Source organism: Pseudomonas sp. MDT1-85 (genome assembly GCF_054898065.1).
The window spans coordinates 3,393,654-3,408,332 of sequence record NZ_CM142715.1 but is presented as its reverse complement, the minus strand read 5'-3'; the positions used below and the strand labels follow the sequence as shown (position 1 = coordinate 3,408,332).

Genomic DNA, 14,679 nt, shown 5'->3' with positions numbered 1-14,679 from the left:
TGCTTACTGACCAGAAACCTGGGCAAGTGGAAGAGGGGTGTCATCTATCTGGACTTTTTCACCGGGGCGCGCATGTTGCAGGCCTTCAGTGACGATGCGGTCGCCGGGCTTGAGGCCATGGGTGACGATCCAGCGATCGTTCTGCACCGCGCCCAGTTCGACCGGTTGCTGGCCGACTCGCTGCTCGGCGTCGAGCAGCAGCACTTGGGCGATGCCGGCGCTGTCACGCTGGATGGCCCGTTGCGGCACGCTGATGCCTTGCTGATTGAACGCTTGCTCCAGACGCACGCGAACGAAGCTGCCCGGCAGCAAGTCGAGGTCCGGGTTGGGAAACTCGCTGCGCAGGATGATCTGACCGGTGCCCGGGTCGACAGTGATGTCGGTGAACAGCAACTTGCCCGGCAGCGGATAGAGGCTGCCGTCGTCCTGAATCAACGTGGCTTTGGCCTGACCTTGGCCCACTTCCTTTAACTGGCCGGAACGGAATGCGCGGCGCAGGTCGTTGAGTTCACGGGTCGATTGCGTCAGGTCCGCGTGGATCGGGTTCAACTGCTGAATCAGCGCCAGCGGCGTGGTTTCGTTCTGCCCCACCAGCGCGCCTTCAGTTACCAGTGCTCGGCCGATGCGCCCGGAAATCGGTGCGGTGACGGTGGCGTAACCCAGGTTCAGTTTCGCCCGCTCCACGGCGGCTTTATTGGCAGCGACATCGGCGGCGGTCTGCCGGGCATTGGCGCGAGCATTGTCGTAATCCTGGCCGCTGATGGCGTTGCCTTCGATCAACTGGGCGTAGCGCTGCTCTTGCAGTCTGGCCTGGAACGCGTTGGCTTCGGCCTTGCGCAATGCGGCTTCGGCGCTGTCCAGGTCTGCCTTGAACGGCGCCGGGTCGATACGAAAGAGAACGTCGCCTTTTTTTACGTCGCTGCCTTCACGAAAGGCGCGTTGCAACACCACGCCGGCCACACGGGCGCGCACTTCGGCGATGCGTGGCGCGACAATCCGCCCGCTCAGCTCGCTGCTGATCGACAGCGGCCGGGCTTCGATGGTCTCGATGCGCACGGTGGCCAGCGGCGCCTGTTCTTCGGCGGTCGAGGATTGGTCGCAAGCGCTCAGCGTCAATGCCAGTGCAATCAGGCTGAGCCGGGCGAGCAGATTCTTTGACATGTAAATACCCCAATAATGACCTCCCGCATCCTACGGGGAGCCGACGAGGGTAGCGGTTAAGCTTTGTAGGGGCTGTGTGAAATTGTGTAAGGGTTTTGCTCATGGGCGTGTGAGGGCGTATATCCTTGGCGGCTTGACTCCTTTTGCGACGGTTAGGCCGCCTTCGCGGGCAAGCCTCGCTCCTACAGAGGTATCGCGAACCCCTGTAGGAGCGAGGCTTGCCCGCGAAGAGGCCCTAAATGTCGCCACTGCACTTTCTGGAAACACCCCATGCCCAACATCCTCTTGGTCGAAGACGACACCGCGCTCTCCGAACTGATTGCCAGCTACCTGGAACGCAACGGCTATTGCGTCAGCGTGATCAGCCGTGGCGACCTTGTGCGCGAACGGGCGCGGGTCAATCCTCCGGATCTGGTGATTCTTGATCTGATGCTGCCGGGGCTCGACGGCTTGCAGGTCTGCCGCTTGTTGCGGGCCGATTCGGCGACGTTGCCGATCCTGATGCTCACTGCCCGCGACGACAGTCACGATCAAGTGCTGGGCCTGGAGATGGGCGCCGATGACTACGTCACCAAACCTTGTGAGCCGCGGGTGTTGCTGGCCCGGGTGCGGACCTTGCTGCGCCGCAGCAGCCTCAGCGAACCGATGACCGCCAACGACCGTATTCTCATGGGCAATCTGTGCATCGACCTGTCCGAACGCACCGTGACCTGGCGCGAGCAACTGATCGAGTTGTCCAGCGGTGAATACAACTTGCTGGTGGTGCTGGCCCGGCATGCCGGCGAAGTGCTGAGCCGCGATCAGATTCTGCAACGTTTGCGCGGTATCGAATTCAACGGCACCGACCGCTCGGTGGACGTGGCCATCTCCAAGTTGCGGCGCAAATTCGACGACCACGCCGGCGAGGCGCGCAAGATCAAAACCGTGTGGGGCAAGGGCTACCTGTTCAGCCGCTCCGAGTGGGAATGCTGAGTCGATGTTCAGAATCCTGTTTCGCCTTTATCTGGTGACTATCGTCTCGTTCAGCGCCGCAATTTATCTGGTGCCGGACCTGGTGATCCAGGTCTTTCATGAACGTTTTGTCACCTACAACCTCGATTATTCCCGAGGTTTGCAAACCCTGATCGTCAAACAGTTTCGCGCAGTGCCGATTGAGCAATGGCCGGCGTTGGCTGCAGAAATGGACGAGGAATTCCAGCCGTTGCACATCGTACTGACCCGCAATGACGACGCTGAATTCACCCGGGATGAACGTGAACGCTTGCAGCGCGGTGAGAACGTTGTGCGTATCGGTGACTGGGGCTGGCGCACCTTGGCGGTGGCACCGCTGAACGAGCAGATGGTGGTGAAAATGGTCGTGCCGCCAGACCCGACGGACGTCAGTTGGTTGTACTGGAGCATCAACGTACTGATCGGCGCGACCATGCTCGCCTGTCTGTTGCTATGGTTGCGCCCGCACTGGCGCGATCTGGAACGCCTCAAAGGCACCGCCGAACGCTTCGGCAAGGGCCACTTGAGCGAGCGCACGCAGATTTCCTCCAGCTCCAACATCGGCAGCCTGGCCCACGTGTTCGACACCATGGCCGGCGACATCGAAAACTTGCTCAACCAACAACGCGATCTGCTCAACGCTGTGTCCCACGAACTGCGCACACCACTGACGCGGCTGGATTTTGGCCTGGCCCTGGCGCTGTCCGACGACTTGCCAGCCACCAGCCGCGAACGTCTGCAAGGCTTGGTCGCGCACATTCGCGAGCTGGATGAGTTGGTGCTGGAACTGCTGTCTTACAGCCGCTTGCAAAACCCGGCGCGGTTGCCCGAACAGGTCGACGTGTCGCTGGATGAATTCATCGACAGCATCCTCGGCAGTGTCGACGAAGAACTGGAATCCCCGGAAATCGTCATCGATGTGCTGCTTAATGGCCAGCTCGAACGCTTCTCGCTGGACCCGCGACTGACCGCCCGGGCGATCCAGAACCTGTTGCGTAACGCCATGCGCTATTGCGAAAAACGCATTCAGATCGGTGTGCAGGTGTGCGCCAAGGGCTGTGAGATCTGGGTGGATGACGATGGCATCGGCATCCCGGAGGAGGAGCGGGAGCGGATTTTCGAGCCGTTTTATCGGCTGGATCGTAGTCGGGATCGTGCAACGGGTGGGTTTGGCCTGGGGCTGGCGATCAGCCGCCGGGCACTGGAAGCACAGAGCGGCACACTTACCGCGCAAGCGTCGCCGCTGGGTGGTGCGCGGTTTCGGTTGTGGTTGCCTACACCGGTTTAAAGGCACGCTTTCAGACGATTCGCGTTTGCGGGTTTCACTCGATCCAAATGTAGGAGCGGTGTAAGTAGCAATGCCGGGGGCATCACCAGTCACAGGTTATTGACAGCTCAGCCGAGTATTTCGGTTGATGGAATCAACCCAACCCCAGCCACCTGCATCCGGTCAATTGCTGCCGCCAGCGATCCCTCCAGATCAATCGCCCGACACGCATCCATCACCACAAACGCATTGAACCCCGCGGCCCGCGCGTCCAGCGCGGAAAACATCACGCAGAAATCCAGTGCCAGTCCTGGGCAATGATGACCTGCTTGAACTGGCGGCCGAGGCGGTTGATCAAGGGCACAATCAGGTCACCCTCCGGCACCGGTAATTGACCGCCGGGGATGAAGTCGTTCTGGACGTCGATAACCAGCAAGGCTGCACGTGAAGAGATTGGCATGGGTGGGGTTCCTCCTTGGAAAGTCAGGTGCAAGCATAGTGTGACAACTTTGCTGGTGTGCTAAGTCGGTTTTATTAAATGGCTGCGTTTGTGACAGTGCAGGGCAGTTGGATCGGCGGTGTGGCCTTCGCGGGCAAGCCTCGCTCCTACAGGGGAATGAACGTGCGACCGACACATAACCTGTAGATACTCTGTTCACGGTCAAGCTTTCGCGAGATGTTTTTCGCTGAAAAGCTTGGCCGTATCAAATTCTTCTCCAGAACGCATGCACGCCCATAACCCCGTCAGGTATTTGCGCATCACCGCTCCAATGGCCTGCATTTTCTTCTTGCCGCGAGCGACCAGCGCCTCGTAAAAGGCCTTCACATTTTCATCACAGCGAATTGCCGTCATCGCTGGCATGAACATCGCTGCACGCAAGTAAGCGTTGCCGCACTTGGACATGCGTCCTGGGCGGTTCACGCTCGTACCTGATTGGGTCAGCCTCACATCCAGCCCCGCATAACGGCTTACCTGGGCCGATTTAAGCGTCACAGGTAGCGTCGTCAGCTCCGCCAGTGCCGCAATCGCCGAAGCCTCGCCCACACCGGGCGCAGCCATCATGCAGCGAAACTGCAAACTCAGATCCGGGCACTTGGCGATGGCATCACGTGCCGCTTTTTTCAAGCGATCAATCCGGGCGTCCAAGGCTGCAATCGCATCTTTCTCATCCTTGATCAGCAGCTCAACACTCGTTTCTGTCGCCTGTAGCGCATGGAGTTCGTTCTTGGCTCTCGTTCGATGACCAATCAGCCGATTGATATGACGGCCAATTGCCCGCAACGTCATTTGATCGGCCGTAGGGGGCACCCAAAGCCTAGGCGACATGCGCTCACCATATTCAGCCAGCAATAGGGCATCAATCTGGTCAGTCTTGCTGTTTTGCAGCATCAGCTTGGCAAAGTTGTGGAAACTTTTGGGGTTGATCACCGAGACCGGCAAGCCGGCAGCGTGCAACTCCATCGCAAGGTCCAGGTAGTAAATGCCGGTGGCTTCCATGACAACGCTCAGCGGCTTGAGCTTCAACAACTTCTCCACGGCAGCCTTGCGGCCCTTGGGTGTGTGCTGAATGTCCCACTGGCCGGACGTTTTACCGTTCTGCCGCCATCCCATGGCAGACGTGCGCGAACCAATGTCTATGCCGATATGAGCATTCATGCTTTTCACTTCCTTGGCTTTAGGTAAAGATTGCTCCTGGTTCCCCCGACCTCGAACTTCATGCCACTGCAACCTTGTAATGCGAAGTCCGACTTGTCGGCTTCTCGATACTCTTCGTGGTGGGCAATGAGGCGGGGGGCCTCTCTACAGACAAGGTCAGGAGCAAATCCTGCCTTCAGGAGCGATCGGCCTCCCCCAGAAACGCACTTGCTGTTGTATGACTCCTTGAGCGTAACCTCTCTCGTTGGAGTCAGGGTCAACATACAAGGAGCGAGGCTTGCCCGCGAAGAGGCCAGTCCAGACACCACAGAACCCGCAACAGTCCCGCATTTGGCCGAACCGCTGCCTTACTGCCGGCACTGATGCCTTGTTATAGTTCGGGCCTCATATTCTGCCCGGTAAAGGATCACTGCCATGTCTCAATACACCGCCTTCAGCGTCGAACTGGCCGATAATATCGCCCATGTGCAGATCAACCGCCCGGAAAAGATCAATGCGATGAACGCCGCGTTCTGGAGCGAGATCATCGAGATTTTCCAGTGGATCGATGACACCGATGAAGTGCGCGTGGTGGTCCTCAGCGGCGCCGGCAAACATTTTTCTTCCGGCATCGACCTGATGATGCTGGCCGGTGTGGCTAATGAGTTGGGCAAGGATGTCGGTCGCAATGCGCGTCTGTTGCGCCGGAAAATCCTGAACCTGCAAGCGTCATTCAATGCCGTCGACAACTGCCGCAAACCGGTGCTGGCGGCGATTCAGGGTTATTGCCTGGGCGGCGCCATCGACCTGATCTCGGCCTGCGACATGCGTTACGCCGCCGAGGACGCGCAATTCTCCATCAAGGAAATCGACATCGGCATGGCCGCCGATGTGGGCACTTTGCAACGCTTGCCACGGATAATCGGTGACGGCATGCTGCGTGAACTGGCTTACACTGGTCGCACCTTTGGCGCCGACGAAGCGCGCACCATCGGCCTGGTCAATCGCGTCTACAGCGATGCCGCCAGCCTGCTTGAAGGTGTGATGGGCATTGCTCGCGAGATCGCCAGCAAGTCGCCGATTGCTATCACCGGCACCAAAGAGATGATCAGCTACATGCGCGACCATCGCATCGACGACGGCCTCGAATACGTCGCCACCTGGAACGCCGCCATGCTGCAATCCACCGATCTGCGCGTGGCTATGGCCGCCCATATGAGCAAACAGAAACCCGAATTTCTGGATTGATTAACCATGACTTCACGCTGGACCACCGCAGTACTGGACACCGATCAACCCGGCGGTTGGGCCGTGGCGCGCAGCCCCGAAGGCTTTCTGTTCGATGACAATGGTGCGCTGTTTCCTCGGGAATGGCTCAAGCGTCAGGACTTGTCGATTCTCGCCGAGCATGGCATCGGTCACCTGGATGGCGAACCGGTCTACCTGCTGGAGTTGCGCAGTCACAGCGAAGTGCCGGGCTGCAACTGGAAAGGCCTGCGAGCGTTCATGCTCGAGGGCGATCACACCGTCTACAAGGTTCTCGGCTATGCCGCGCAAATCGGTACCTGGGCCCGCGAACATCGTTTTTGCGGTAACTGTGGGCAGGTGATGATTCAGGTGCCGCGTGAGCGGGCGATGTACTGTGAACCGTGTGATATACGCCACTATCCGCGCATTTCACCGAGCATGATCGTGCTGGTGACCCGAGGCGACGAGGTTCTGTTGGCCCGCTCGCCGCGATTTGTCACCGGGGTCTACAGCACGTTGGCGGGGTTTGCCGAGCCGGGTGAATCGGCCGAGGATTGCCTGATTCGCGAGGTCCGCGAAGAGGTGCAGATCGAGGTCAAGAACATCCAGTACATGGGCAGTCAGTGCTGGCCGTTCCCGCATTCGATGATGCTCGGTTTTCACGCCGAGTACGCCGGCGGCGAGATTGTCTGTCAGGAAGACGAGATCGAAGACGCCCAGTGGTTCAACGTGCACGAGCTGCCGCCGTTACCGGCGTCACGCTCGATTGCCCGTTACCTGATCGACGTCTATGTGGCGCGGCGCTTAGGCCACGCTGAACCAGTGCTGCCAAGCTAGCCGGACAGTCAAGCCGAGCACCACGGTGATGAACACCGGGCGAATGAATTTCGCACCGCCACTGATGGCGGTGCGCGCGCCGAAGAAGGCGCCGACCATCACCGACAGGCCCATGCTCAGGCCGATGATCCAGTCCACCTGCCCGGAGAATATGAACACCGACAGCGCCGCGATGTTGCTGACGAAGTTCATGCTGCGCGCCACGCCGCTGGCCTTGACCAGGTCGATGGGGTAGAGCAGCAGGCTGCTGACGGTCCAGAACGCACCTGTTCCAGGGCCGGCCACGCCGTCGTAGAAACCAAGGCTGAAGCCTTGGCTCGATTGCCACTTTTTCTTGATCGGCGCGTCGCTGTCCAGCGGCGCCTTCGGTGTGCCGCCGAACAACAGGTAAAGACCGCAAGCGAAAACGATCACTGGCAGCATCTTGTTCAGCCATTCCGCCGGCAGGTAATGAGCGACCACGGCGCCGGTGAGTGCACCCACCAACGTGCCAACGATGGCGTGCATCCACTGCCGAGGATGGAACAGCTTGCGCCGGTAGAAGGTGAAACTGGCCGTGGCCGAGCCAAAGGTCGAACTGAGCTTGTTGGTGCCCAGCACCAGGTGCGGCGGCAGGCCGGCAGTCAGCAGCGCCGGAGTGGTCAACAGACCACCCCCGCCGGCGATGGCGTCGATGAAACCGGCAATGAAAGCGACAAGGGCCAGAACGGCCAGAGTAGTGAGGTCAACGCTGAGTTCGAAAGGCATGGAATCGGCTTATTTGGCAGGGTGCAGAAAGGGCTGCACGAAAGGCCGGTATCTTACCCATATCCAACTTCTGCGGCGACCGGTCTGGCGCAATGCATGCGCATGATCGGATACGGCCAAATTGTCATGGCTGCACACAGTCTCTGTAGGAGCTGCCGAAGGCTGCGATCTTTTGATCTTAAAAGGCAAAATCAAAAGATCGCAGCCTTCGGCAGCTCCTACAGGGGATTGTGTTTACAGGCCCAGATCGGATAAGCCCGGGTGATCATCCGGCCGGCGGCCCAGCGGCCAGTGGAACTTGCGGTCGCCTTCCTTGATCGGCATGTCGTTGATGCAGGCGTAACGGTTGAACATCAAGCCGTTCTCGTCGAACTCCCAGTTCTCGTTGCCGTAGGAGCGGAACCAATTGCCTGAGTCGTCATGCCATTCGTAGGCGTAACGCACAGCGATACGGTTGTCGCCATGGGCCCAGAGTTCCTTGATCAGCCGATAGTCCAGTTCCTTGGCCCATTTACGGGTCAGGAAAGCTTTGGCTTCTTCGCGGTTGTGGGCGAACTCGGCGCGGTTACGCCACTGGGTGTCCAGGGTGTAGGCCAAGGACACCCGTTGCGGGTCGCGGGAGTTCCAGCCGTCTTCGGCGAGGCGAACTTTTTCGATGGCCGATTCACGGGTAAACGGCGGCAATGGCGGACGAACTTCGGCAGTAGACATATAAAGTCTCCCTATCAAATTAACGTTCAAGCAAATGGTCGGGCTTATTAAAAGTGTTACAGGTCCAATAACTTTCGCGCCATGCATTGTGCATTATCGGCGGCACTGTGATCACCCATCACAAGCGCTACGGTAATGGCACCGTCGATCAGGATCAGCAGCTGTTTGGCCAGCGTCTCCGGGTCTTGTGCGCCCTGTTCGGTACAGAGCTCGCGCACGTAGTCGAGCAGCTTCTGTTTGTGGTCTTTGGCGACCAGGCGAACCGGGGCTTGCGCATCGCCGGTTTCGCCGCTGGTATTGATGAATGCGCAGCCGCGAAAGCCTTCGGAGGCGAACCAGGTCTTGAGCACGGTAAACAGGTTGAGTAGCCGTTCGGCCGGGGTTTGCGCCTTGCCGACTTCGCTTCGATACCAACTCATCCAGCGCACATCGCGACGTTGCAGGGCCGCGACGGTGAGCTCCTCCTTGTTGGCGAAGTAGCGGTAAATACTTTTTCTGGAGACGCCGGCGGTTTTCACCAGAAGGTCCATGCCGGTGGCAGCGATGCCACTTTTGTAGATCAACTTTTCGGTGACATCCAGAATGATTTCGCGTGTGGCGTTGCTAGTGATTTCGTTCATGCGGCGAACAGTAGAATGATCGTTCTCCTTGGTCAAGGGGTTGTTTTTGGTGTCTGTGAAATTGCCATCGCGAGCAGGCTCGCTCCCACATTTGAAATGCATTCCCCTGTGGGAGCGAGCCTGCTTGCGATAGGGCCTTTACAGACACTAACAAGACCCAAGGCAATCCATGGTGTAAGCTCTCGGGCTCTTCGGATTCGACCCTTTGCGAGCCCTATGCCGTCGCTTTTCAAACGCTCTCTGCTGCCTAAACTGCGCAGTTTTCCGCTGACCGCCGATGCCGTCACCATCCTCTCTGGCGCCGCCGAGTTCCGTCGTTGTCTGCTGGAACAAATCGCCCAGGCAACCCAGCGCATCTATATCGTCGCGCTGTACCTGCAACAGGATGAGGCCGGGCAGGAAATCCTCGATGCCCTGCACGCCGCCAAACTGGCGCGCCCGGAACTGGACGTGGTGGTGGTTGTGGATTGGCTGCGTGCCCAGCGCGGTTTGATCGGTGCCGGCAAGCAGCCGGGCAACTCGGCCTGGTATCAGGAAACGACCCGCACCCACGAAAGCGTGGTGCCGGTGTACGGCGTGCCGGTGCAGACCCGCGAGCTGTTCGGCGTGCTGCATTTGAAGGGCTTCGTGATCGACGATTGCGTGCTCTACAGCGGCGCGAGCCTGAACAATGTCTACCTGCATAAATTCGACAAGTACCGCTTCGACCGTTATCACCTGCTGCGCAACCACGCGCTGGCCGACTCGATGCAGCACCTGATTCAGCACGGTCTTATCGCCTCCAAAGCGGTGCATCGCCTCGACCTGCCGAACTTGCCGACAACCCGCAGCCTGCGCAACGACATCGGTGACTTGCGCAGCCGTCTCAAGCACGCGGCGTACGACACCACGGCGGGCAGTACGGCGAAGGGCGGTTTATCCGTCAGTCCATTGCTCGGTGTGGGCAAGAACAACCCGTTGAGTCGGGTGATCTGCGAGCTGATCGCCAGCGCCCAACATCAGCTGACCATCTGCACGCCGTACTTCAACCTGCCCCTGGCAGTGACCCGGGAAATCAATCGAGCCCTGGCCCGCGGCGTGAAGATCGACATCATTGTCGGCGACAAAACCGCCAACGACTTCTACATTCCGCCCAGCGAGCCGTTCAAGGTGATCGCGGCGCTGCCATACCTTTACGAAATCAGCCTGCGACGCTTCGCCAAGCGTCATCAGCGCAGCATCGACAGTGGCAAGCTGAACCTGCACTTGTGGAAGGATGGCGACAACACCTATCACCTGAAGGGCATGTGGATCGATCAGCGCTACACCTTGCTGACCGGCAACAACCTCAACCCGCGTGCGTTCCGTCTCGACCTGGAAAACGCGTTGCTGATCGATGATCCGAAAGGTGAAATGCTGGAGCCGCGTGGTAAGGAGCTGACGGAGATTTTCCGGCACACCAGCCGTATTGAGCGGTATCAGGATCTGGAAACGCTGCCGGATTACCCGGCGGGAGTGGCCAAGTTTCTCAAGCGTGTGAGTCGGGTACGGATCGAGCGGTTGTTGTATCGGATTCTGTGAGGTTCAACCCGGCGTCGAAGGTGGGTTGCCGGTGAGAGTGCCTTCGCGAGCAAGCCCGCTCCCACAGGGATCTAGGTTGCCACAGGGATCTGCGCCAGGCTGATGGCTGCGCTAATATGCTCACCACTCAAACAAGAACAAGGCTCACCCCGGTCCATGTCGGAAAAAGACACCATCTCCATTCAACTGGTGCGTGAAGCGCTGTTGCAAAGTTGCGTCCCGGGCGCTGCCACCGAAGAGGTGTTGAACAAGGTCGGCATTGATCCGGTACTGCTGGAAACTACCGACGCCCGTGTTCCGGCCACTGCTTATGCAAGGCTGTGGCACTTGCTGGCCCGGCGCGGGGACGATGAGTTTTTTGGCATGGACCCGCGCAAGCTCAAGTCCGGCAGCCTGGAGTTTCTCTGTCGTTGCTCGATGGTTCAGCCGAGCCTGGCCGCGGGGCTGACCTCGGGGCTTAGCTTTCTGTCGTTGATGCTTGAGCGCATGCCCGCGCAACTGGTACGCCAGCAAAGCCTGGCGGAAATCGTCCTGCTGGAGGACGACGAAGACCCGCGCCGCGCCTTCACCTATTTCACTTACTGGATGATCGTGCACGGTGTTGCCTGCTGGCTGGCGGGGCGTCGGATACCGATCCTGGCCATCGAGCTACGCTGCCCGGCGCCGGATTTTTGTGATGACTATCGGGTGATGTTCTCCGAGAACCTGCGGTTCGACCGGCCGCGCACGCGGATGATTTTCTCGGCCGATTGCCTGGATTTGCCGATCAAGCGCAGCGCTGAAGAGCTCAAGCGATTTCTGGGCCATGCGCCGGCGAACATTCTGGTCAAGTACCGCGATCCCGAGAGCCTGGCCAGTCGGATCAAGCACGATCTGCGGCAACTGCCTGCCGAACGCTGGCCGGAAACCGAGGCGCTGGCGCAGCAACTGTGCATGTCGGCCTCGACCCTGCGCCGACGCTTGGCCGAAGAGGGGCAGACGTATCAGGGGCTCAAGGACAGTGTGCGCAAGGAATTGGCCATCGTCTGGCTGGCCGAGCCTGCCATCAGCTTCGCCGAAATCGCCACCCGTTTGGGGTTTGCCGATACCAGTTCGTTCTACAAGGCGTTTCGCAAGTGGTCGGGGTCTAATCCGGGGCATTACCGGAGTTTGATACTCAACGAGGCCAGCTGATCCAGAACTTGTGGTGATTGGTTTGACGCCTTCGCGGGCAAGCCTCGCTCCTACGGGGGCTGTGGTGGATCACAAACGGTGAGAACGATCCGGGACCTGTAGGAGCGAGGCTTGCCCGCGAAGGCGTCCGCCCAGACGACGCATCCCTTGAACCTTGGCCAAACCAGTCACACAACTTGATAGCTTTGACCATTGTCCCGCGCCCCGCGCAGAGCGAGTATTTCCTTGTTATTTACGGTTCCCCAACCTAATAAAAATACACAGGGATTCTGGCAATGCGCGATTACTTGTCTGCTACGTCACAGTTCAATTATCAGCACACCGTCGATGCCGCGCTCACAGGGTCGTTGAGCGCGCTCAACGCCTGCGTCGAGTGTTGCGACCGGCACGCCTTGCCGGGGCGTATCGCGCTGTTCTGGGAAGGCCGCGACGGCGCCAGCGCGACGTACACCTTCAGCGACTTGCAGGACAAAGCCGCACGGTTTGCCAATTTCCTGCTGGCCCAAGGCGTGAAGAAGGGCGATAAAGTCGCCGGCCTCTTGCCACGCAACATCGAATTACTGATCACCGTGTTCGCCACCTGGCGCATCGGCGCGGTCTATCAGCCGCTGTTTACCGCCTTCGGCCCGAAAGCCATTGAACATCGCCTCAACAGCTCCGGCGCCGCAGTCGTAGTAACCGACGCGGTCAATCGCCCGAAACTCGCTGAAGTGGCCGACTGCCCGACCATCGTCACCGTCGGCGGCCCGAAAGGCCAAGGTATTGTTCGGGGTGATTTCAGTTTTTGGGCCGAACTGGCCAACTACTCCAATGTCTGCGAACCGGTATTGCTGACCGGTGAAGACCCGTTCCTGCTGATGTTTACCTCGGGCACCACCGGCCCGTCGAAAGCGCTGTCGGTGCCGCTCAAGTCCATCGTCGCATTCCAGAGTTACACCCGTGACGCGGTGGACCTGCGCCCTGAAGACGCGTTCTGGAACGTCGCCGATCCGGGCTGGGCCTACGGCATCTATTTCGGCGTCACCGGGCCGATGGCGATGGGGCACCCGATCACCTTTTACGATGGCCCGTTCACCCTCGAAAGCACCTGCCGGGTGATCAACAAATACGGGATTACCAACCTCACCGGTTCACCGACCGCCTACCGCTTTCTGATTGCCGGTGGTGATGAATTTGCCCGCTCGGTCAAGGGCAAGCTGCGCATCGTCAGCAGCGCCGGCGAACCGCTGAATCCTGAAGTGATCCGCTGGTTCGCCGATAACCTCGGCGTGGTGATCCACGACCATTACGGCCAGACCGAGCTGGGCATGGTTTTGTGCAATCACCATGGCCTCGATCATCCGGTGCACATCGGCGCTGCCGGTTTCGCCTCGCCGGGCCACCGCATCGTGGTGCTCGACGACGAATACAAAGAACTGGGTGTCGGCCAGCCAGGCATTCTGGCCATCGACCGTACCCAGTCGCCGATGTGCTGGTTCGGCGGTTACGAGGGCGCGCCGACCAAGGCGTTCGTCGGCAACTATTACCTGAGCGGCGACACCGTCGAGTGGAACCCGGACGGCAGCATCAGCTTCGTCGGTCGCAGTGACGATGTGATCACTACCTCCGGCTATCGCGTCGGCCCGTTCGACGTGGAAAGCGCGCTAATAGAACACCCGGCAGTGGTCGAAGCGGCGGTGATCGGCAAGCCCGACCCGGAGCGCACCGAGCTGGTGAAAGCCTTCGTCGTGCTCAGCTCGCAATACCGTGCCGAACCTGCGCTCGCCGAAGAGCTTCGCCAACACGTGCGCAAGCGTCTGGCGGCGCACGCATACCCCCGTGAAATCGAATTTGTCAGCGAATTGCCGAAAACCCCAAGCGGCAAATTGCAGCGCTTTATCTTGCGCAACCAGGAAATCGCCAAGGCTCAAGAGGCCGCCGCGAAGAACATTTCAGCTTGAATCCAAGGAACAATGATGCAGATCGAAAACAAGGTTTTTCTCGTCACCGGCGGTGCGTCCGGCCTCGGTGCCGCCACCGCTGAAATGCTGGTGGCTGCCGGCGCCAAGGTGACGCTGGTGGACATGAACGCCGAAGCCGTCGCGGCCCAGGCTGCACGTCTCGGCGCGCAAAGCGTGCTGGCGGATATCAGCAATGAAGCGGCTGCGCAAGCGGCAGTCCAGGCGACGGTCAAAGCGTTTGGCGGCCTCAATGGTCTGGTCAATTGCGCCGGTATCGTGCGTGGCGAGAAGATCCTCGGCAAGAACGGCCCCCACGCACTGGCCAGCTTCAGCCAGGTGATCAACGTCAACCTGATCGGCAGCTTCAACATGTTGCGCCTGGCGGCGGCGGCGATTGCCGAAACCGAAGCCGACGAAGACGGTGAGCGTGGCGTGATCATCAACACCGCTTCGGCCGCAGCTTTCGATGGTCAGATCGGTCAGGCCGCGTATTCGGCTTCGAAAGGCGCGATCGTCAGCCTGACCTTGCCCGCCGCCCGTGAACTGGCGCGCTTTGGCATCCGAGTGATGACCATTGCCCCAGGCATTTTCGAAACGCCGATGATGGCCGGCATGACCCCGCAAGTGCGCGAGTCGTTGGCCGCTGGCGTGCCGTTTCCACCGCGCCTGGGCAAGCCGAGCGAGTACGCCGCGCTGGTCAGGCATATCATAGAAAACAGCATGCTCAACGGCGAGGTGATCCGTCTCGACGGTGCCTTGCGCATGGCCGCGAAATAAGGAGGATTAGAC

The 14,679-nt window shown here is 59.6% G+C and carries 13 protein-coding genes and 1 pseudogene; 8 read left to right on the top strand and 6 right to left on the bottom strand.

Going from position 1 to position 14,679, the window contains the following annotated elements; all coding sequences use genetic code 11:
• Positions 1-3 precede the first annotated feature (3 nt).
• Positions 4-1,161 carry an efflux RND transporter periplasmic adaptor subunit gene (locus tag ACYZT2_RS15320; protein ID WP_461965239.1) on the bottom strand — a complete coding sequence of 386 codons (1,158 nt, stop codon included), beginning with the start codon at positions 1,159-1,161 and terminating at the stop codon, positions 4-6.
• 270 nt (positions 1,162-1,431) lie between these two features.
• Here ACYZT2_RS15320 and ACYZT2_RS15315 point away from each other — a divergent pair, with 270 nt between their 5' ends.
• Together ACYZT2_RS15315 and ACYZT2_RS15310 are read left to right on the top strand one after the other, a co-directional pair.
• The gene (locus tag ACYZT2_RS15315) at positions 1,432-2,133 is read left to right on the top strand and encodes a response regulator (protein WP_461965237.1); all 702 of its coding nucleotides are present in this window, start codon (positions 1,432-1,434) and stop codon (positions 2,131-2,133) included.
• Positions 2,134-2,137: 4 nt separating this feature from the next.
• Positions 2,138-3,439, top strand: coding sequence for an ATP-binding protein (locus tag ACYZT2_RS15310; RefSeq protein ID WP_461965235.1), 1,302 nt, complete (start codon positions 2,138-2,140; stop codon positions 3,437-3,439).
• A 107-nt stretch (positions 3,440-3,546) separates the two neighbouring features.
• On the opposite strand, the pseudogene ACYZT2_RS15305 reads toward ACYZT2_RS15310, so the two are convergent.
• Positions 3,547-3,878, bottom strand: a pseudogene (locus tag ACYZT2_RS15305) (isochorismatase family protein).
• 201 nt (positions 3,879-4,079) lie between these two features.
• Entirely contained in the window at positions 4,080-5,075 is a 996-nt protein-coding gene (locus ACYZT2_RS15300) for an IS110 family RNA-guided transposase (RefSeq protein ID WP_461965059.1), read from the bottom strand.
• A 414-nt stretch (positions 5,076-5,489) separates the two neighbouring features.
• Between ACYZT2_RS15300 and ACYZT2_RS15295 the strand changes: the two genes are divergently transcribed.
• A complete protein-coding gene (locus tag ACYZT2_RS15295; RefSeq protein ID WP_461965233.1) occupies positions 5,490-6,302 on the top strand; it encodes a crotonase/enoyl-CoA hydratase family protein in 813 nt (270 codons plus the stop codon).
• A gap of 6 nt (positions 6,303-6,308) precedes the next feature.
• Entirely contained in the window at positions 6,309-7,139 is an 831-nt protein-coding gene (nudC, locus tag ACYZT2_RS15290) for an NAD(+) diphosphatase (protein ID WP_461965231.1), read from the top strand.
• On the opposite strand, the gene ACYZT2_RS15285 is transcribed toward nudC, so the two are convergent.
• From ACYZT2_RS15285 to ACYZT2_RS15275, 3 genes are all read right to left on the bottom strand, one after another.
• Complete coding sequence (locus ACYZT2_RS15285; protein ID WP_095631017.1) at positions 7,107-7,886, bottom strand: TSUP family transporter; 780 nt, start codon at positions 7,884-7,886, stop codon at positions 7,107-7,109. The genes nudC and ACYZT2_RS15285 overlap by 33 nt on opposite strands.
• 234 nt (positions 7,887-8,120) lie before the next feature.
• Entirely contained in the window at positions 8,121-8,597 is a 477-nt protein-coding gene (locus tag ACYZT2_RS15280) for a nuclear transport factor 2 family protein (protein ID WP_461965229.1), read from the bottom strand.
• Positions 8,598-8,653: 56 nt separating this feature from the next.
• A complete protein-coding gene (locus tag ACYZT2_RS15275; RefSeq protein ID WP_461965227.1) occupies positions 8,654-9,217 on the bottom strand; it encodes a TetR/AcrR family transcriptional regulator in 564 nt (187 codons plus the stop codon).
• A 216-nt stretch (positions 9,218-9,433) separates the two neighbouring features.
• On the opposite strand from ACYZT2_RS15275, the gene pssA reads away from it, so the two are divergent.
• The 4 genes from pssA (at position 9,434) to ACYZT2_RS15255 (ending at position 14,667) form a co-directional block, all read left to right on the top strand.
• A complete protein-coding gene (gene pssA, locus ACYZT2_RS15270; RefSeq protein ID WP_461965225.1) occupies positions 9,434-10,777 on the top strand; it encodes a CDP-diacylglycerol--serine O-phosphatidyltransferase in 1,344 nt (447 codons plus the stop codon).
• 156 nt (positions 10,778-10,933) lie between these two features.
• The gene (locus tag ACYZT2_RS15265; protein WP_461965223.1) at positions 10,934-11,950 is read left to right on the top strand and encodes an AraC family transcriptional regulator; all 1,017 of its coding nucleotides are present in this window, start codon (positions 10,934-10,936) and stop codon (positions 11,948-11,950) included.
• Between the two features lie 275 nt (positions 11,951-12,225).
• Positions 12,226-13,890 carry an AMP-binding protein gene (locus ACYZT2_RS15260; RefSeq protein WP_461965221.1) on the top strand — a complete coding sequence of 555 codons (1,665 nt, stop codon included), beginning with the start codon at positions 12,226-12,228 and terminating at the stop codon, positions 13,888-13,890.
• A gap of 15 nt (positions 13,891-13,905) precedes the next feature.
• Positions 13,906-14,667: an SDR family NAD(P)-dependent oxidoreductase gene (locus ACYZT2_RS15255; protein WP_461965219.1), complete on the top strand. Its 762-nt coding sequence runs from the start codon at positions 13,906-13,908 to the stop codon at positions 14,665-14,667.
• Positions 14,668-14,679: the final 12 nt, after the last annotated feature.